Origin of the sequence: Pantoea sp. 1.19 (genome assembly GCF_001922585.1) — a bacterium.
Lineage (GTDB): Bacteria > Pseudomonadota > Gammaproteobacteria > Enterobacterales > Enterobacteriaceae > 1-19.
Map to the genome: position 1 here is coordinate 141,957 of NZ_MRBS01000001.1, position 18,076 is coordinate 160,032.

General features: G+C 59.4%; 18 protein-coding genes and 1 other annotated feature. Of the genes, 13 read left to right on the forward strand and 5 right to left on the reverse strand.

The features are described 5' to 3' along the window. Nucleotides 1-36: 36 nt before the first annotated feature. Nucleotides 37-3,189, reverse strand: coding sequence for a multidrug efflux RND transporter permease subunit AcrB (locus tag BS626_RS00735; RefSeq protein WP_075180498.1), 3,153 nt, complete (start codon nucleotides 3,187-3,189; stop codon nucleotides 37-39). 16 nt (nucleotides 3,190-3,205) lie between these two features. Further along, nucleotides 3,206-4,408, reverse strand: coding sequence for an efflux RND transporter periplasmic adaptor subunit (locus tag BS626_RS00740; protein ID WP_075180499.1), 1,203 nt, complete (start codon nucleotides 4,406-4,408; stop codon nucleotides 3,206-3,208). 141 nt (nucleotides 4,409-4,549) lie between these two features. On the opposite strand from BS626_RS00740, the gene acrR reads away from it, so the two are divergent. Next, complete coding sequence (acrR, locus tag BS626_RS00745) at nucleotides 4,550-5,191, forward strand: multidrug efflux transporter transcriptional repressor AcrR (protein ID WP_075180500.1); 642 nt, start codon at nucleotides 4,550-4,552, stop codon at nucleotides 5,189-5,191. On the opposite strand, the gene rsmS is transcribed toward acrR, so the two are convergent. After that, nucleotides 5,179-5,340 (reverse strand): pleiotropic regulatory protein RsmS, encoded by a 162-nt coding sequence (gene rsmS / locus BS626_RS00750; RefSeq protein WP_075180501.1) that lies wholly within the window; start codon nucleotides 5,338-5,340, stop codon nucleotides 5,179-5,181. The genes acrR and rsmS overlap by 13 nt on opposite strands. 31 nt (nucleotides 5,341-5,371) lie before the next feature. Continuing rightward, on the reverse strand, nucleotides 5,372-5,902 hold the full coding sequence (priC, locus tag BS626_RS00755) for a primosomal replication protein PriC (RefSeq protein WP_075180502.1): 531 nt from the start codon (nucleotides 5,900-5,902) through the stop codon (nucleotides 5,372-5,374). Nucleotides 5,903-6,000: 98 nt separating this feature from the next. On the opposite strand from priC, the gene BS626_RS00760 reads away from it, so the two are divergent. From BS626_RS00760 to htpG, 6 genes are all read left to right on the forward strand, one after another. Further along, nucleotides 6,001-6,378 carry a DUF454 family protein gene (locus BS626_RS00760; protein WP_075181094.1) on the forward strand — a complete coding sequence of 126 codons (378 nt, stop codon included), beginning with the start codon at nucleotides 6,001-6,003 and terminating at the stop codon, nucleotides 6,376-6,378. Between the two features lie 144 nt (nucleotides 6,379-6,522). Beyond that, complete coding sequence (gene apt, locus BS626_RS00765) at nucleotides 6,523-7,074, forward strand: adenine phosphoribosyltransferase (protein ID WP_075180503.1); 552 nt, start codon at nucleotides 6,523-6,525, stop codon at nucleotides 7,072-7,074. Between the two features lie 83 nt (nucleotides 7,075-7,157). Then, complete coding sequence (gene dnaX, locus BS626_RS00770) at nucleotides 7,158-9,101, forward strand: DNA polymerase III subunit gamma/tau (RefSeq protein WP_075180504.1); 1,944 nt, start codon at nucleotides 7,158-7,160, stop codon at nucleotides 9,099-9,101. After that, nucleotides 8,437-8,498 (forward strand) — a sequence feature (DnaX frameshifting element). (Overlaps the previous gene by 62 nt.) 53 nt (nucleotides 9,102-9,154) lie before the next feature. Then, nucleotides 9,155-9,484, forward strand: a complete 330-nt coding sequence (locus tag BS626_RS00775) for a YbaB/EbfC family nucleoid-associated protein (protein ID WP_075180505.1) — start codon at nucleotides 9,155-9,157, stop codon at nucleotides 9,482-9,484. Next, on the forward strand, nucleotides 9,484-10,089 hold the full coding sequence (recR, locus tag BS626_RS00780) for a recombination mediator RecR (RefSeq protein ID WP_075180506.1): 606 nt from the start codon (nucleotides 9,484-9,486) through the stop codon (nucleotides 10,087-10,089). The genes BS626_RS00775 and recR overlap by 1 nt, the downstream gene beginning before the upstream one ends. A 102-nt stretch (nucleotides 10,090-10,191) precedes the next feature. Further along, on the forward strand, nucleotides 10,192-12,066 hold the full coding sequence (htpG, locus tag BS626_RS00785) for a molecular chaperone HtpG (protein ID WP_075180507.1): 1,875 nt from the start codon (nucleotides 10,192-10,194) through the stop codon (nucleotides 12,064-12,066). Nucleotides 12,067-12,108: 42 nt separating this feature from the next. On the opposite strand, the gene BS626_RS00790 is transcribed toward htpG, so the two are convergent. Then, the gene (locus tag BS626_RS00790; protein ID WP_075180508.1) at nucleotides 12,109-12,984 is read right to left on the reverse strand and encodes a LysR substrate-binding domain-containing protein; all 876 of its coding nucleotides are present in this window, start codon (nucleotides 12,982-12,984) and stop codon (nucleotides 12,109-12,111) included. 197 nt (nucleotides 12,985-13,181) lie between these two features. Between BS626_RS00790 and BS626_RS00795 the strand changes: the two genes are divergently transcribed. The 6 genes from BS626_RS00795 (at nucleotide 13,182) to hemH (ending at nucleotide 18,034) form a co-directional block, all read left to right on the forward strand. Next, a complete protein-coding gene (locus BS626_RS00795) occupies nucleotides 13,182-13,889 on the forward strand; it encodes a hypothetical protein (protein WP_075180509.1) in 708 nt (235 codons plus the stop codon). 40 nt (nucleotides 13,890-13,929) lie between these two features. Next, nucleotides 13,930-14,328: an NUDIX domain-containing protein gene (locus BS626_RS00800; protein WP_075180510.1), complete on the forward strand. Its 399-nt coding sequence runs from the start codon at nucleotides 13,930-13,932 to the stop codon at nucleotides 14,326-14,328. Continuing rightward, on the forward strand, nucleotides 14,328-15,200 hold the full coding sequence (locus BS626_RS00805; protein WP_075180511.1) for a DUF6024 family protein: 873 nt from the start codon (nucleotides 14,328-14,330) through the stop codon (nucleotides 15,198-15,200). Before BS626_RS00800 ends, BS626_RS00805 begins: the two co-directional genes overlap by 1 nt. Next, nucleotides 15,197-16,102 carry a DMT family transporter gene (locus BS626_RS00810; RefSeq protein ID WP_371328472.1) on the forward strand — a complete coding sequence of 302 codons (906 nt, stop codon included), beginning with the start codon at nucleotides 15,197-15,199 and terminating at the stop codon, nucleotides 16,100-16,102. Before BS626_RS00805 ends, BS626_RS00810 begins: the two co-directional genes overlap by 4 nt. A gap of 187 nt (nucleotides 16,103-16,289) precedes the next feature. Continuing rightward, a complete protein-coding gene (gene adk / locus BS626_RS00815; RefSeq protein WP_075180513.1) occupies nucleotides 16,290-16,934 on the forward strand; it encodes an adenylate kinase in 645 nt (214 codons plus the stop codon). A gap of 140 nt (nucleotides 16,935-17,074) precedes the next feature. After that, entirely contained in the window at nucleotides 17,075-18,034 is a 960-nt protein-coding gene (hemH, locus tag BS626_RS00820) for a ferrochelatase (RefSeq protein ID WP_075180514.1), read from the forward strand. Nucleotides 18,035-18,076 lie beyond the last annotated feature (42 nt).

Here is an 18,076-nt window from a genome sequence, read left to right on the forward strand (position 1 = left end):
GCCGCACAGGGCGGCCTCGTTGTCGCAGGGAGCGATTTATCCTTTCGGTGGATGATCAACCGGGTGGCTTTTCAGCTCGTCTTTATGCTTGCTGAAGCGGCGGCGAACCACCACGAAGAACAGCGGTACAAAGAAGATCGCCAGAACGGTGGCGGTCACCATCCCGCCCATCACGCCGGTACCTACGGCGTTCTGCGCGCCGGAGCCCGCACCGGTGCTGATGGCCAGCGGCAGTACGCCAAGAATGAAGGCCAGCGAGGTCATCAGAATCGGACGTAAACGCATCCTCACCGCTTCCATTGTGGCCTCGATAAGCCCTTTGCCCTCTTTCTCCATCAGGTCTTTGGCGAATTCGACGATCAGGATGGCGTTCTTCGCCGATAGCCCGATGGTGGTGAGCAGCCCGACCACAAAATAGACGTCATTGCTGAAGCCGCGCAGAGTCGTAAAGATCAGCGCACCAATGACCCCCAGTGGAACGACCAACATCACCGCAAACGGAATTGACCAGCTCTCGTACAGCGCGGCGAGGCAGAGGAACACCACAATCAGCGAGATGGCGTACAGCGCCGGTGCCTGGTTACCCGACAGACGCTCCTGATAGGACATCCCCGTCCAGTCAAAGCCGATACCGTTAGGCAGCTTCGAGGCCAGAGATTCCATCAGCGCCATCGCTTCACCCGAACTTTTGCCCGGGCCCGCCTGGCCTAAAATCTCCATGGATGGCAGACCGTTATAGCGTTCCAGACGCGGTGAGCCATACTGCCACTTCGACGAGGAGAAGGCCGAGAAGGGCACCATCTCGCCGTTAGCCGAGCGAACATACCAGGTGTTGATATCGTCCGGCAGCATACGATCTTTCGCCTGTCCCATGACGTAGACTTTTTTCACGCGACCGCGATCGATAAAGTCATTGACGTAAGAGCCGCCCCACGCGGAAGCCAGCGTCGAGTTAATGTCAGACAGGGACACGCCGAGTGCTGATGCCTTCTCCTGATCCACTTCCAGCTTAAACTGTGGCGTATCTTCCAACCCGTTGGGACGGACCCCCACCAGCATGTCGGGATGCTGCGCCGCCATGCCTAACAGCTGGTTACGCGCCTGCGTCAGCTTTTCATGACCCAGGTTAGCCTGGTCAATCAGTTCAAAGTCAAAGCCGGTGGCGTTACCCAGCTCAATGATCGCCGGCAGGTTGAACGGGATTACCATCGCATCTTTGATGGTGGAGAGCCCCTTCATGGCCCTGCCAGCAATCGCTTCAACTTTATTCTCGGCGCCGGGGCGTTCATCCCAGGGTTTCAGACTGATAAATGCCAGGCCGGTATTCTGACCGCGGCCGGAGAAGCCGAAGCCGTTAACGGTAAAGACCGATTTAACGTTGTCTTTCTCCTGAGTCAGGTAGTAATGCGTGACCTGATCCAGCACCTTCTGCGTGCGCTCCTGCGTTGCGCCGGCCGGCAGCTGCGCCATGGTCAGCAGCAGCCCCTGATCCTCTTCAGGCAGGAACGAGCTGGGCAGACGAATGAACAGCACGCCCATCCCAATCACGATCGCCACATAAATGATCAGGTAGCGACCGGTGCTGCGCAGGATATGACTGACGCTGTCCGTATAGTGATGGGTGCTTTTATCGAACATGCGGTTAAACCAGCCGAAGAAGCCGGTGGTTTTGCCGTGTTCGCCTTTCTTCATCGGTTTGAGCATGGTGGCGCACAGCGCCGGCGTCAGCACCAGCGCCACGATCACCGACAAAATCATCGCCGAAACAATGGTGATGGAGAACTGACGGTAAATGACCCCGGTCGACCCGCCAAAGAAGGCCATTGGGATAAATACCGCGGAGAGCACCAGCGCAATCCCGACCAGCGCTCCCTGGATCTGCCCCATTGACTTACGGGTCGCTTCTTTCGGCGGCAGGCCCTCTTCGGACATTACGCGCTCGACGTTTTCCACCACCACGATGGCATCATCCACCAGCAGGCCGATGGCCAGTACCATGGCGAACATCGTCAGGGTGTTTATCGAGTAGCCAAACGCGCTGATGATGGCAAAGGTTCCCATCAGCACCACCGGGACCGCAATGGTCGGGATCAGGGTGGCCCGGAAGCTCTGCAGGAACAGATACATCACGATGAACACCAGCACGATAGCTTCTGCCAGCGTTTTTACCACTTCAAAGATTGAGATCTTCACGAATGGCGTGGTGTCATACGGATAAACCACTTTCAGACCGGCCGGGAAGAACGGTTCCAGTTCACCCAGTTTGGCCTTAACCGCCGCGGCGGTATCCAGTGCGTTAGCACCGGTGGCCAGCTTGATCCCCAGGCCGGAGGCCGGGTGACCGTTATAGCGAGCGATGATTTCGTAGTTTTCCCCGCCCAGTTCGACCTTCGCCACGTCGCGCAGGCGAACCTGTGAGCCGTCGGCGTTGACTTTCAGCAGGATTTTTCCGAACTCCTCAGCGGAGGTCAGGCGGGTTTGCGCAATGATCGAGGCGTTCAGCTGCTGACCGGGCACCGGCGGCGTCCCGCCGAGCTGGCCAGCGGCGACCTGGGCGTTCTGTACTTTCAGTGCGTTAATCAGATCGACCGGCGTCAGCTGGAAGTTATTCAGCTTGTGCGGATCCATCCAGATGCGCATCGCGTACTGGGCACCAAACAGCTGGGTATCACCCACGCCGGGCACGCGGCTGATCGGATCTTTGATGTTGGAGCCGACGTAATCCGAAATATCGTTTTGCGTCATGCTGCCGTTATCGCTGATAAAACCGGCCACCATCAGGAAGCTACTGGAGGATTTCTTAACCTGAATCCCCTGCTGCTGGACTTCCTGTGGCAGCAGCGGCGTCGCCAGCTGCAGCTTGTTTTGTACCTGAACCTGAGCAATATCCGCGTCGGTGCCGGATTCAAAGGTCAGGGTCAGGGTCAGCGAACCTGATGAGTCACTGCTCGAGGACATGTACATCAGTCCGTCGATGCCGTTCATATTCTGTTCAATTACCTGGGTGACCGAATCCTGTAACGTTTTTGCATCTGCACCCGGGTAGTTAGCCTGGACTTCAATGGCCGGTGGGGCAACGTTAGGGTATTGCTCAATCGGTAACTTCAGGATCGACAGCCCGCCCGCCAGCATAATAATGATGGCGATAACCCATGCGAAGATGGGTCGGTCGATAAAAAACTTAGCCATGGATCACTGGCTCCTGTTAAGACTGAGGTTGTTGCGCTTTGCCAGTGTCCTGCGCGCTGTTCGCATCGCTTTTGGCATCGTCATTCACTTCCTGTGGGGTGACCGTGGCGCCCGGTTTCACGCGCTGCAGTCCGCTTACTATCACCCGGTCACCGGCTTTCAGGCCTTCGGTGACCAGCCATTTGTCGCCGATAGCCTGCGCAGCGGTCAGCTTACGCGTTTCCACTTTATTTTCTTTATTCACCACCAGTGCGCTGGCATCACCGGTCGGTGTGCGGGTCACACCCTGCTGTGGAACCAGCAATGCTGTCGGATTAACCCCTTCGTCGAGGCGGGCACGAACGAACATGCCGGGCAGCAAGTTACTGTTCGGATTCGGGAAAATAGCCCGCAGGGTGAGTGAGCCGGTTGACTCATCCACGGTCACATCGGAAAATTCCAGCGTGCCCTGCTGTGGATAGGTCGTGCTGTCCTGCAGCAGCAGGGTCACTTTCGCCTTGCCGTTTTCCTGCTTCAGCTTACCGCTCGCCAGCTCCTCTTTCAGACGTAAAAACTCATTACTCGACTGAGTTACGTCTACATAGATGGGATCAAGCTGCTGCACCGTGGACAGCGCGTTGGTCTGACCGTTTTGCACCAGGGCACCCTCGGTAACGGTGGATTTGCCAATCCGTCCGCTGATTGGCGAGGTCACTTTGGTGTAGGCGAGATTAATGCGCGCGGTTTCCACCGCGGCTTTGGCCGCTTCTACCGCCGCGGCGGTCTGGCTCTGGGTCGCCACCGCCTGATCGTACTCCTGCTTACTGATGTATTGCGTACCCAGCAGCGGTTTATAGCGCTTCACGGTTAGTGCGGCAATTTGTGCATTGGCCTGCGCCTGGGCTAAATCACCTTTGGCGCTGTCATACGCGGCCTGATAAGTCGCAGGATCGATCTGATACAGCGATTCACCGGCTTTGATGTCGCTGCCTTCCACAAAATTACGCTTTAAAATGATACCGGAAACCTGAGGGCGGACTTCAGCAATGCGGTAAGAAGAGGTTCTGCCGGGGAGTTCGGTCGTCACCTGCAATGGTTCGGTTTTCAGCGTGACGACCCCAACTTCCGGCGCCTGCTGTTGCCCCTGCTGCGATGGTTTGTCATCACATCCTGTTAAAACGACGCTGCCGGACAGCATCAATACGACCGCCAGAGGCGTTAACCCTCTGTTTTTATTCATAACTAAACCTCTAGTGTCCGATTTTTGTTTACCAATGGATCACAAACCGTTAAACCCATTGCTGCGTTTAATGTGGGGTCATGCTATGGTACATACATTCAAAAGTGTATGTAAGTCACGCCCTGTTTAAAACAACACGTAATGGCACGAAAGACTAAACAGCAAGCGCTTGAAACGCGCCATGAAATTCTCGACGCAGCCCTGGCCTGTTTTTCAGCCCATGGCGTGTCGGCGACATCCCTGACCGACATCGCGCGCAGGGCCGGCGTGACGCGCGGGGCCATCTACTGGCACTTCAAAAATAAAACCGATTTGCTGAATGAGATCCTGGCGCATTCGGAGTCGGGTATTGCCGATGTCGAAAAAGAGTATCAGTTAAAATACCCCGACGATCCACTCTCCGTCATGCGTGACACCCTGATTTATGCCCTCGCGGCCACCGCCCGCGATACTCACCGGCGTAAACTCCTGGAAGTGCTGTTTCACAAGTGTGAGTTTGTTGGTGAAATGGTGGCGCTGCAGCAGCTCCAGCAGATTCTGTTTCTGGAGTGTCACGACAAAATTATCCAGATGCTTAATCAGTGCATCGAAGCCGGACAGTTGCCGGCCGCGTTAAATACCCGGCGCGCCGCGATTGTCCTGCGCGCCTATGTCACCGGCGTATTGGAAAACTGGCTATTTCTGCCCGAAAGCTTCGATATGGTTGCCGAGGCGCCGGCGATGGTGCAGTGCATGATCGATACGCTGCGCCTCAGCCCCACCCTGTGCGATCAGCCCGCCTGATCCTCCTGCGCCGCCAGCTTGCGGGCAAAGTCGCGCTGCACGATGGCCAGCGCGGCCAGCACCGTGGCGGCGGGAACCGCGTTCTCTTCCAGTAGCTGAATTAAATCCACCGCCAGTTTGATCTCATCCGGGGCGTTCTCAAGTGACATGCTGCCTCCTGTTATGGGTAAGGGCGGCGGGCTAGCGCTCCCCACGTTCAATCGCCTGTTCGATGCGCTTCAGGGCCTGGCGACAGCGTTGCAGTCGCCCCTCCAGCGCGGCGATTTCCTGCTGCAGCCGACGCTGATCTGCAAGGGCCGCCTGCCGGCCAAGCAGGCTTTCACGATCGGCAATCATCGCCAGAAGCCGCCGCTCAAAATCCTGATGCTCTGCCAGCGTCTCATAGACCGTTTTTTGCGCCGCGCGGTCAGCGGTTTCTCCGCGCCGCAGCGGTGCGGTCGCCAGTTCACGCTGCAGGGCGCTGATTTGCGCCACGACCCGCTCGGCCAGCCAGCGCACCTGGTCGGTATGCTGCAGTTCAACGCTGTGCAGCAGCTGCTGGTGCGTCTGCTGGAGTTCCTGCAAATAGTCGCCCAGCCGGGAACTGTGGCTGTGAAACAGCTGATTATCGAAACGGGCTTGACGGCTGCGCTGGCCGGCGACGGGAGCGACTGCCTCAGCCAGCTGGCTGACCTGCTGGCCCAGCTGGCGCAGTAACAGGGTGCTTCTCATCTTCTCTCCTGCATAAGCAAGGCTCCGATCGCGGGAGCCGGTGGCAAACGGCGACATTTCCGCTATGCTGGCGCAGGTTTACCATGACGGACGAAGAAATGCGACGCGTTATTCTGTTATCGATCGGGATGTTGGCGCTGGCGCTGGGCACGCTGGGCATTTTTTTACCGCTGCTGCCGACGACGCCTTTTGTGCTGCTGGCGGCGTGGTGCTTTGCCCGTTCATCGCCGGCTTTCCATCACTGGCTGTATCAGCGCAGCGTATTTGGCCCTCTATTGCGTCACTGGGAGCAGCACCGCGCGCTGCCGCCCGGCGCCAAAAGGCGGGCGGTGGCAATGATCTTACTGTCATTTGGCGTATCGCTGTGGTGGGTCGACACCGGCTGGATTCGGCTCCTGCTGCTGATATTGCTGGCGGGGCTGCTACTCATGATGTGGCGACTGCCGGTCAGGGCTGCGCCGCCGGACCCGCGCTAATAGTTGCAATCGTCCGGCATTTTGACTAGATTTCAGGGTTTCGTGCGTAGCCTTCCCCCCGAATCCTGTCTGCGTTTGGCGGCGCTGTTCGCCAGGGCGGACTGAGGCTGCGCGAATCTGTATTGTTTTCACCAGGCATTGATTATGACCGCAACTGCACAGCAGCTTGAATATCTGAAGGATAGCATTAAAAGCATTCCTGACTACCCGAAACCTGGCATCCTGTTCCGCGATGTCACCAGCCTGCTGGAAGATCCTAAAGCGTTTGCGCTGGCGATCTCGCTGCTGGTTGAACGCTTTAGTGATAAAGGTATCACCAAGGTCGTGGGCACCGAAGCGCGCGGCTTTCTGTTTGGGGCGCCGGTCGCGCTGGGTCTGGGCGTGGGCTTTGTGCCGGTGCGCAAGCCGGGTAAGCTGCCGCGTGAAACCATCGCTGAGCATTACGAGCTGGAGTACGGTACGGACACGCTGGAACTGCACAAAGATGCCATCACCGCGGACGATGTCGTGCTGGTGGTTGACGATTTACTGGCTACCGGCGGCACCATTGAAGCCACCGTTAAGCTGATTCGCCGTCTCGGGGGGCAGGTTACCGATGCTGCCTTCATTATTAACCTGTTTGACCTGACCGGCGAGCAGCGCCTGGCCGCGCAGGGCGTCAACAGCTACAGCCTGGTAAACTTTCCGGGGCACTGATCCCGCCGTTGATTCAGCCTCGCCGTGGCGGTGGGGCTGTGTTAGCATGATCCTCTGGTTTTCCTTACTTTTTGCACCTATTCATGAGCTATCAGGTACTTGCCCGTAAGTGGCGTCCGCAAGCCTTTACCGATGTGGTGGGTCAGGAACACGTTCTGACCGCGCTGGCAAACGGCCTGTCGCTCGGGCGCATCCATCATGCCTATCTGTTCTCCGGCACCCGCGGGGTCGGTAAAACCACCATTGCCCGCCTGCTGGCAAAAGGGCTGAATTGCGAAACCGGTGTTACCGCCACGCCCTGCGGCCAGTGCGACAACTGCCGTGAAATTGAGCAGGGTCGCTTTGTCGATTTGATCGAGATCGATGCCGCCTCACGCACCAAAGTGGAAGATACGCGCGATCTGCTGGATAACGTGCAGTACGCGCCGGCGCGCGGTCGCTTCAAGGTGTACCTGATCGATGAAGTCCACATGCTCTCGCGTCACAGCTTCAACGCGCTGCTAAAGACGCTGGAAGAGCCACCGGCGCACGTTAAATTCTTGCTGGCGACGACCGATCCGCAAAAATTGCCGGTCACCATCCTGTCGCGCTGCCTGCAGTTCCACCTTAAAGCGCTGGACGTTGAGCAGATCCGCGGCCAGCTGGAGCACGTGCTGACCGCCGAGCAGATCGCTGCAGAACCGCGGGCGCTGCAGCTGCTGGCGCGCGCTGCCGATGGCAGTATGCGCGATGCGCTGAGCCTGACCGATCAGGCGATCGCCATGGGTGACGGCAGCGTGACCCGCGACACGGTCAGCGCGATGCTGGGGACCCTTGATGATGAGCAGCCGCTGGCACTGATTGAGGCGCTGGCCGCCGCCCAGGGCGAGCAGGTTATGCAGCTGTTGGACCAGGCGGCGTCGCGCGGCGTCGAGTGGGAGGCCCTGCTGGTGGAGATGCTGGCCCGACTGCATCGCATCGCCATGATCCAGCTGCTGCCTACGGCGGCAGGAGAGGACGATCCCGCCGCCGGTCAGCGGCTACGCGCGCTAGCGCGTGCGCTGCCGCCCGATGATCTGCAGCTCTATTACCAGATTCTGCTCACCGGACGCAAAGAGCTGGCCTGGGCCCCGGATCGCCGCATGGGCGTAGAGATGACTCTGCTGCGCGCGCTGGCCTTCCACCCGAAAGCGATCGCCGCCGCCCCTGCCGGTGAGGGCGCGGGCTCGGCTCCGGCCACACCGCAAAGCGCGGTCGCCGCGCCGGCGTCGGCTCCGATCCCGACCGCCGCGCCGGCATCGGCTCCGGAGGATCCGCCGCCCGCCGGCGATCTGCCTGATGTCACCAGTCAGCTTCTGCAGGCGCGTACGCAGCTGATGCGCCAGCAGGGAGCGCCCAAAACAAAAAAGAGTGAGCCGGCAGCGCCCGGCGCGCGGCCGGCTCACTCCGCCCTTGACCGACTGGCGGCGGTAACCGAACGGGGTGCCGCCAGCGCGCGCCGCCGCAGCGATCCCCCACAGGCGAAGAAACCCGAGGCGTACCGCTGGAAGCCGCAGCAGCCCGAAACCGAAGTGAAAGCGGAGGCGGTCGCCACGCCCCGCGCGTTGCGCAGTGCGCTGGAGCATGAGAAAACGCCCGAGCTGGTGCAAAAACTGATTGAAGAAGCCCAGCAGCGGGATAGCTGGGCGGCCGATATCGCCAGGCTGGCTATTCCAAAGCTGGTGCAGCAGCTGGCGCTCAATGCCTGGCGCGACGCGAGCGAAGCCGACGTCTGTCTGCATCTGCGCAGCAGCCAGCGCCACCTGAATTCCGCCTCTGCCCAGCAGCTGCTGGCGCAGGCGCTGAGCGAGATGCAGGGGCGTCCCATTGAACTGCGCATTGTGGAAGACGATAATCCAGCGGTGCGCACCCCGCTGGAGTGGCGACAGGCGATTTATGAAGAAAAGCTGGCGCAGGCGCGCCAGTCATTGTTAGCGGATAATCACCTGCAAACCCTGCGCCGTTTCTTCGACGCGGAGTTGGATGAAGAGAGTATCCGTCCGGTTTAACCCGCTGCCGATCGCTGTTGATCGCGCGGCCCGTCAAAAAAAGAGAGAAGCCTATGTTTGGTAAAGGTGGTTTGGGCAACCTGATGAAGCAGGCCCAGCAGATGCAGGACAAAATGGCGAAGGTGCAGGAAGAGATTGCCGCACTGGAAGTGACCGGTGAGTCCGGGGCGGGCCTGGTCAAAGTGACCATTAACGGCGCGCACAACTGCCGCCGCGTCGAGGTAGACCCGAGCCTGATGGAAGACGATAAGGAGATGCTGGAAGATCTGATCGCCGCCGCGTTTAATGACGCCGCCCGCCGTATCGCGGAAACCCAGCAGGAAAAAATGGCCTCCGTCTCTTCCGGTATGCAGCTGCCGCCGGGCTTTAAGATGCCATTCTGATGCAAACCAGTCCGCTGCTTGAATCGCTGATGGAGGCGCTGCGCTGTCTGCCTGGCGTAGGGCCGAAGTCCGCTCAGCGCATGGCCTTTCACCTGCTGCAGCGCGATCGCAGCGGGGGCATGCGTCTGGCGCAGGCCCTGACCCGGGCCATGTCGGAAATTGGCCACTGCGCCGATTGCCGGACGTTTACCGAGCAGGAGCACTGCACCATTTGTCTTAACGCGCGCCGTCAGCAAAACGGTCAGATTTGCGTGGTTGAAAGCCCGGCCGACATCCATGCCATTGAGCAGACCGGACAGTTTGCCGGACGCTACTTCGTCCTGATGGGCCACCTGTCACCGCTGGACGGTATCGGCCCGGCCGATATTGGCCTCGATCGTCTGGAGCAGCGGCTGCAAACCGAGCCCTTGCAGGAGGTTATCCTGGCCACCAATCCGACGGTGGAAGGCGAGGCCACCGCCAACTATATTGCTGAGCTCTGCGCGCAGTATGGCGTCGATGCCAGCCGCATTGCGCACGGTGTACCGGTCGGCGGCGAGCTGGAAATGGTGGATGGTACCACGCTGTCTCACTCGCTGGCCGGACGGCAAAAGTTTAAATATTAATCACTTGATGGCACGTTTTCTTACGTGCCATCTTGAAAACCTTCCGCGACATCCCCACCTGTTACTTCAACCTGAGTGCAACCCGATTCTGTTGAGGTAGTAATGACCATGAAAGGACAAGAGACCCGTGGCTTTCAGTCAGAAGTGAAGCAGCTTCTGCACCTGATGATTCACTCACTCTATTCAAACAAAGAAATTTTCCTCCGTGAGCTGATTTCGAACGCCTCCGACGCCGCGGATAAGCTGCGTTTTCGTGCGCTGTCCGCCCCGGAGCTGTATGAAGGCGACGGCGAGCTGCGGGTTCGCGTGTCGATCGATAAAGCGCAACGCACGCTGACCCTGAGCGATAACGGTATCGGCATGCGCCGTGATGAAGTGATCGAAAACCTGGGGACCATTGCGAAATCCGGCACCAAATCTTTCCTTGAATCCCTTGGTTCAGATCAGGCCAAAGACAGCCAGCTGATTGGCCAGTTTGGCGTAGGCTTCTACTCCGCTTTCATCGTGGCGGATAAGGTGACCGTTCGCACCCGTGCCGCCGGTGCGGCGCCTGATGAAGCGGTATTCTGGGAATCCGCCGGGGAGGGCGAGTACACCCTCGCGGAGATCAGTAAGGCCGATCGCGGTACCGAGATAACCCTGCACCTGCGTGAAGGCGAGGATGAGTTTCTCGACGCGTGGCGCGTGCGTTCCATCATCAGCAAATACTCCGACCACATTGCGCTGCCGGTCGAAATCGAAAGCCACGATGAAGAGAATGACACCACCAGCTGGGAAAAAATCAACAAAGCGCAGGCGCTGTGGACCCGCAACAAGTCCGATATCAGCGATGATGAATACAAAGAATTTTATAAGCACATTGCCCATGATTTCAGCGATCCGCTGACCTGGAGCCACAACCGCGTGGAAGGCAAGCAGGAGTACACCAGCCTGCTGTATATTCCCACCCGGGCGCCGTGGGATATGTGGAACCGCGATCACAAGCACGGTCTGAAACTCTACGTGCAGCGCGTGTTCATCATGGACGACGCCGAACAATTTATGCCGAACTATCTGCGCTTTGTGCGTGGGCTGATTGACTCCAGCGATTTGCCGCTCAACGTATCGCGTGAAATTCTGCAGGATAGCCGCGTTACCCAATCCCTGCGCGGTGCGCTGAGCAAGCGTGCGCTGCAGATGCTGGAGCGCGTAGCCAAAGATGATGCAGAACAGTATCAGCAGTTCTGGCAGCAGTTTGGCCTGGTGTTGAAAGAGGGACCTGCAGAGGATACGGCAAACAAAGAGAGCATCGCGAAGCTGCTGCGCTTTGCGTCAACCCACGGCGACAGCGCGACGCAGAACGTCTCGCTGGAGGATTACATTAGCCGCATGGTCGAGGGGCAGGAGAAGATTTATTACATTACGGCTGACAGCTACGCTGCGGCGAAAAACAGTCCGCATCTCGAGCTGTTCCGTAAAAAAGGAATTGAGGTGCTGCTGCTCTCCGATCGTATCGACGAGTGGATGATGAGCTACCTGACTGACTTTGACGGCAAGGCCTTCCAGTCTGTCAGCAAAGCGGATGAGTCGCTGAGCACGCTGGCGGACGAAGAGACGGACGCGCAAAAAGAGGCGGAAAAAGCCCTTGAGCCGTTTGTTGAGCGGGTAAAAACCCTGCTGGGTGAGCGCGTCAAAGAGGTGCGACTGACCCACCGCCTGACCGATAGCCCGGCCATCGTCACCACCGATGCTAACGACATGACCACGCAGATGGCAAAACTGTTTGCCGCCGCCGGTCAGGACGTGCCGGAAGTGAAATACCTGTTCGAGCTGAACCCGGAGCATCCGCTGGTCCGGCGCGCCGCGGACACCCAGGACGAGGGACGCTTTGCCGAGTGGATTGAGCTGCTGCTTGACCAGGCTCTGCTGGCAGAAAAAGGCACGCTGGACGATCCTAACCAGTTTGTCCGCCGTATGAACCAGCTGCTGCTGGGCTAACCGGTATCACGCTCCCCGTCGTTGGCGGGGGGCGTCTTTCCGTCACTGGCCCGAAGCGGCTTCTTCCAGCAGCCAGCGGCGAAACAACGTAATTTCCTCCTCCTCCTGACGGGTCTGTTTTACCATCATCCAGGTCGCCCGATCGACCTCTGCAAATCCCAGCGGCGCCACCAGCGTGCCATCACGAATCTCTTTTTTCACCAGAATCTGCGGCGTCATGATGATACCGAGGCCGTTGCGCGCCGCCTGGATCGCCAGCGTCAGATTATCAAAATGCTTACCGGCCCAAAAATCGCCGCGCGCGCCGGTTTTTTTTGCCCACTCCGCCCAGGCATGCAGCTTGGTATCAGCGTGCAGCAGGGGCAGGGTGGTGAAATCCGTCGCGTAGTTAAAGCGGTGCTGAAAAGCCGGCGCGCACACCGGACCGATATAATCAACGGTAATCAGCGTGGCGGCAATGTCCTGCAGCGCCGGCTGATCGTGGCTGACGATCAGCACATCAGATTGCTCGCTGCGTACTTTGTCGATATCGACGTGGGTCTGAAAGGTCAGGACGATGTCCGCGTGGCGCTCATAAAAACGGCTGATGCGCGGGATCAGCCACTGGGCCAGAAAGCTTGGGGCGCAGGAGACCGCCAGCGCATTCCGGCGGCGAACGCGGATCTGTTCGCAGGTGGACGCGATGTCGCCAAACGCCTGGCTGCAGCACACCTTTAAGCGCTCGCCATCGGCGGTCAGGCGAATGCGGCCATGCACCCGAAGAAACAGCGGCTTGCCCAGCCACTCTTCCAGCTGCCGCAGCTGGTGACTGACCGCGCTGTGGGTCACGTTGAGCGTCTGGGCGGCCAGGCTGACGCTTTGATGCAGGGCCGCCTGATGAAAATAGCGCAGTGCCCGCAGTGAGGGTAATCCCGGCATATCGCCTGTCACCTTGTGAGATTAACTAACATTCAGTGTCTGTTTATATCATTTTAAAGTCCAGCCCGATTTCCCTAACCTGCCTGAAGCACAGCCGGCGCGCCATAAGATTGTCCAGGCACAGCGCCGATCCCGGATACGTTTGGGTAAGCTCTATCGCCCATATTTCCCTTAACAGCCTCGTGAAGGAAAGGATTATGACTCTACAGCACACCCCGCCACCCCAGCTGGTCATGTTCACCGGTGGACGCGATAGCACGCTGGCAGCCTGTTATCTGATGTTACAAGGTATTCCCGTGCACCTCTGGTCGGGTAACAGCGGGTGTTCGCTACACCGCGGCATCCTCAGCCACCGGGTGGAAGAGCTGCGCCAGCGCTTTGGCGATCTGGTCGTCGGCCACACCGTGGCCGATATCAGCGGTGCGTTTCGCAGTATCGCGATTGAAAATCTGGAAAATGACATTCTGACTCACCGGAAAAACCTGGTGCTGCTGGGCGAGAAACTGGCGATTCACGCCCACCTGGTGGATTTTTGTCGCCGCAACGGCATCAGCACCATCAACGATGGCATCACGCACTACCAGCGCGATTTTCCGGAGCAGCGTCAGGTGGCCAAAACCTTCCTGATGGAGATGATGGCCCAGTATGACATCCAGTATCACTCGCCGATTTATACCTTTGCGCAATCAGCCGACGACGTGAAATACCGCCTGCTGCAGCTGGGGATCTCCACCAAATCCCTTGAGGGGATCAGTATTTTTGCTGACAGCTTTACGACGCCCAGCGATGACACCGTTCTGGCCTACCTGCGCGAGAAGGCGCCGCTGGCGCACAATATCGTGCGTTTCCTGGCAGGTGAAACGCTCACCGTTCCCGCCGGCAGCGCCGCCAGCGCAGCGGCCTGATGTTCACGCACCCCGGTGCGCCCCGTTTCGGAGTGTAATGATGAGAGTGATAGTGAAGTGCGCCGCGATAATTATCCATCAGCGATCGCTGCTGCTCACCCGCAAGCGCGGCACCGGGGTATTTATCTCCCCCGGCGGCAAGCCTCTGCCCGGTGAAGATCATTTGAGCTGTCTGCAGCGCGAGCTACAGGAGGAGCTGGGGGTCAGCGTGAAGGGCTTCCGGCCCTTTGGCCTGTTCCACGGCGTGGCTGAGTTTGAGGCGGTGGCGATTGAGAACCACGTTTATCACGTGGATATCGTCGGCGAGCCGCGCGCCGGCGCTGAAATCGAGGAGATAGCCTGGGTGAACTATCGCCGTCCGCCGTGCGAAATTGCCGTCGGATCGATCTTCCGTGAGAACGTGATGCCGCTGCTGTTCCAACAGGCGTTGATCAACTGATGGACGCGGCCTCTCTCTCCCCGGATTTGCAGCTCACGCACGGCAACGATTTTTTCTCGCGAGGGCATAGGTTACGGAACGCATTACGCGATGAACTGACCCGAATCTACAAACTTCAGGAGTTTGATGTGTTCTTCGTGCCGTCGGTGCGCGTGGGGCTGGTTATCCTCGCGCACCTGTTGCGCAAGCAGGAGATAACGCTGCGCCTCGCGCGTCACGCGCACTATCAGCCGGTCAGCGCGCTGTTTAACACCGCGGTGCCGGCCACCGAACCCGGCGGCATTAGCCTGATTACTCACGTCAATCCCTATACTGGCGAGGTCAATCCGCTGAAAGATACGCAGGGGAAGGGCGTAGTCGATGCCTCGCACAGTTTTGCCACCACGCTGCACGGCGAATTGATCCGCGACAGTTCGCTGTTTGTCGCCCCGCTGCACAAGCACGCTTCGCTGACTGTGGGGCTGGCGCTGGTGGCGGTACGTTCGCGGCACTTCAGCACCCTGCTGCGCAGCGAACTGCGCCTGTTTGAATCCGCCACCGCCTCCGCACAACCGCTGGAGGAAGCGCTGGCGCATATCCGCGGCGATGACTGGAAGCCGTGGAATGTGGCGCAGGTGAAAGCGATTGCCATTGATGACCTGGCGGGGATGGATTTTCGCTCGATCAGCGCCCCCAATCTGCCGTTTACCTGCTTTCGCGTGCCGCCGCTCAGCGACAGTGCCCGCCAGCGGGTGAAGGCCGCCGGCGGACGCTATTTTCCTGAAACCGGCACCCTGCGGTTCTCCTGCTGGTCGCGGGGCGAGAGCAAACGCGGCGTGGACATGACCGATGACGTAAAACGTCAGCTGACGCAATTATGGAGAGAAGTATGAGCCTTACCCGCAGCCCCAACGGTAATCTGATCGGTATCCTGGGCGGGATAATTTTAAGCAGCGATGCGCTGTTTATACGCCTGATGCACTTTGACACGGCCTGGGAGATTGTTTTTGTACGCGGCTTGCTTATGTGGTCGGTCTGCCTTGCGGTCTGGCTCTGCTGGCGTGGTAGTCGCGCCACGCTGGGATCGCCCTGGCTAACCCGGGACAATCTGCTGTCGACGCTGTTTTTCTGCCTGGCGTCGGCCGGCTTTGTTAACGCCCTGCACCGCGGCAATGTCGCGACCGTACTGGTGATCATCTCGGCCACCCCGTTTATTTCGGCGCTGATCTCACGGATCATCTTTCAGGTGCGGATCCCGCGCAGCCTGATGCTGGCGGCGCTGGTTGGCATTACCGGAGTCGGGGTGGTACTCAGCGGCAGTGGCCAGGCGGGCGGCAGCGCGCTGGCCAATCTGTATGCTCTGGGAACCGCGGTGGCGATGGCGCTGGCGTTTATCTTCAGCGCCCGGGTCAGCGGAGGCACGCTGGCGCTGCCGTCGCTGGGGGGCGTGCTGGCTTCGCTGCTGATCCTGCTCTGGGGCGGGGGCGATCTGCTGGATCACCTGCGGCGGCTGCAGCCGCCGCAGCTGGGCTGGGCGCTGGCGGAAGGCGCGCTGATCATGCCGTTAGCGATGGGGCTGATCACGCTCTCCACCCGCTACGTTTCACCGGCCAACGCCGGGCTGTTTCTGCTGCTGGAGACCGCGCTGGCGCCGCTGTGGATCTATCTGTTTCTGGGAGAGCGCCCCTCGCCGCAGGCGGTGCTGGGCGGCGCGATCATCGTGTCGGCAGTGGTGGGTCAGAGCCTCTGGACGCGCCGGCAGCAGCAGCACACGCGCTATGCCGACGCCGGCTAGCACCTTGCCCGGACGCGCGCGCAATGCGCTGGTGGCGATGCACATAAGCCGCGCGTTCCTTGTGGATGCCCGGCCATAATGGTATGTTCCACAGGCTGTGTCCCGCATTGGGTTGTGCAGACGTCCCAGGGCGGGACACCGTCTTTTTCACACATTTGTTTAAGCGATTCGCAAGGGGAATTACGCAATGCGTATTATTCTGCTCGGCGCACCGGGCGCAGGTAAGGGCACGCAGGCTCAGTTTATTATGGAGAAGTACGGGATCCCGCAAATCTCCACGGGTGATATGTTACGTGCGGCGGTGAAAGCCGGCACGGAACTGGGCAAACAGGCCAAGGCGCTGATGGATGAGGGTAAGCTGGTGACCGACGAGCTGGTGATCGCACTGGTGAAAGAGCGTATCGCCCAGGAAGATTGCCGCAACGGTTTTCTGCTGGACGGCTTCCCGCGGACCATTCCGCAGGCTGACGCGATGAAGGCGGCCGGCATTACCGTGGACAACGTGCTGGAATTTGCCGTGCCGGATGCGCTGATTGTGGAACGTATCGTGGGGCGCCGCGTCCATGCGCCGTCCGGCCGCGTTTATCACGTCACCTTCAACCCGCCGCGCGAAGCGGATAAAGATGATGTCACCGGTGAAGCGCTGACCATCCGTAAAGATGATGAAGAAGCCACCGTCCGCAAGCGCCTGGTGGAGTATCATCAGCTGACCGCGCCACTGATCGCTTACTACACGCAAGAAGCGGCAGCCGGTAACACGCGCTATACCCGCATCGACGGAACCAAGCCGGTGAAAGAAGTGAGCGCTGAGCTCGCAGCCATCCTCGGTTAATTCCCCGCGCTGCGCGGTTCGCGACTGACGGCCCGCGCAGCGGCTTTACCCTCCTCTCCTTTTGCAACAATTGGTTCGCGCTGCGCCGATTTCCGCTAAAATATCCCCTTTACGTCACGCACCGAAATCAAGGAATTAAGATGAGGCCAGATATCCCAGGCGTCCTGTTAGTTAACCTCGGCACGCCCGATGCGCCGACCTCCGCCGCCGTCAAACGTTACCTGAAACAGTTCCTCAGCGATCGCCGCGTGGTTGATACGCCTCGCTGGCTGTGGTGGCCGCTGCTGAACGGCGTGATCCTACCGCTGCGATCTCCACGGGTTTCAAAGCTCTACGCCTCGGTGTGGATGGAGGGCGGCTCACCGCTGCTGGTCTTCAGCCAGCGCCAGCGGGACGCACTGGCGGCGCAGCTCGATATGCCGGTGGCGCTGGGGATGAGCTACGGCAACCCATCGCTAAAAAGCGCCGTCGACAGCCTGCTGGAACAGGGGGTTACCCGACTGATTGTGCTGCCGCTCTATCCGCAGTTTTCCTGCTCGACGGTAGCCGCGGTGTGGGATGGCCTGACTCAGGTCTTCTCCGGCTACCGCTCACTGCCGGACGTCAGCTTCATTCGCGATTACGCCACCCATCCCGCCTACATTGCTGCACTGAAAGCCTCGGTAGAGCGCAGCTTCGCCGCCCACGGCAAGCCGGACCTGCTGGTGCTCTCCTACCACGGTATTCCGCAGCGCTTTGCCGATCAGGGAGACGATTACCCGCAGCGCTGCCGCCATACCACCGACGCGCTGATCGCCGCGCTGGGGCTGGGCGAGGGTGACGTGATGATGACTTTCCAGTCGCGCTTTGGCCGTGAACCCTGGCTCACGCCCTACACCGATGAGACCATGAAGGGACTGCCGGCGAAGGGAATTAAACGATTGCAGATCATGAGTCCGGGCTTTGCCTCTGACTGTCTGGAAACGCTGGAGGAGATCAACGGCGAAAACCGCGAAATCTTCCTGCACGCCGGCGGCGAAAGCTTTGAATATATCCCGGCGCTGAACGACGATGCGGAACACATCGCGATGATGCGTCAGCTGGTTACGGAACGGCGTTAATCGTTGGGCGGAGTGTGCTATCATGCTCCGCCTTTTAGCCGA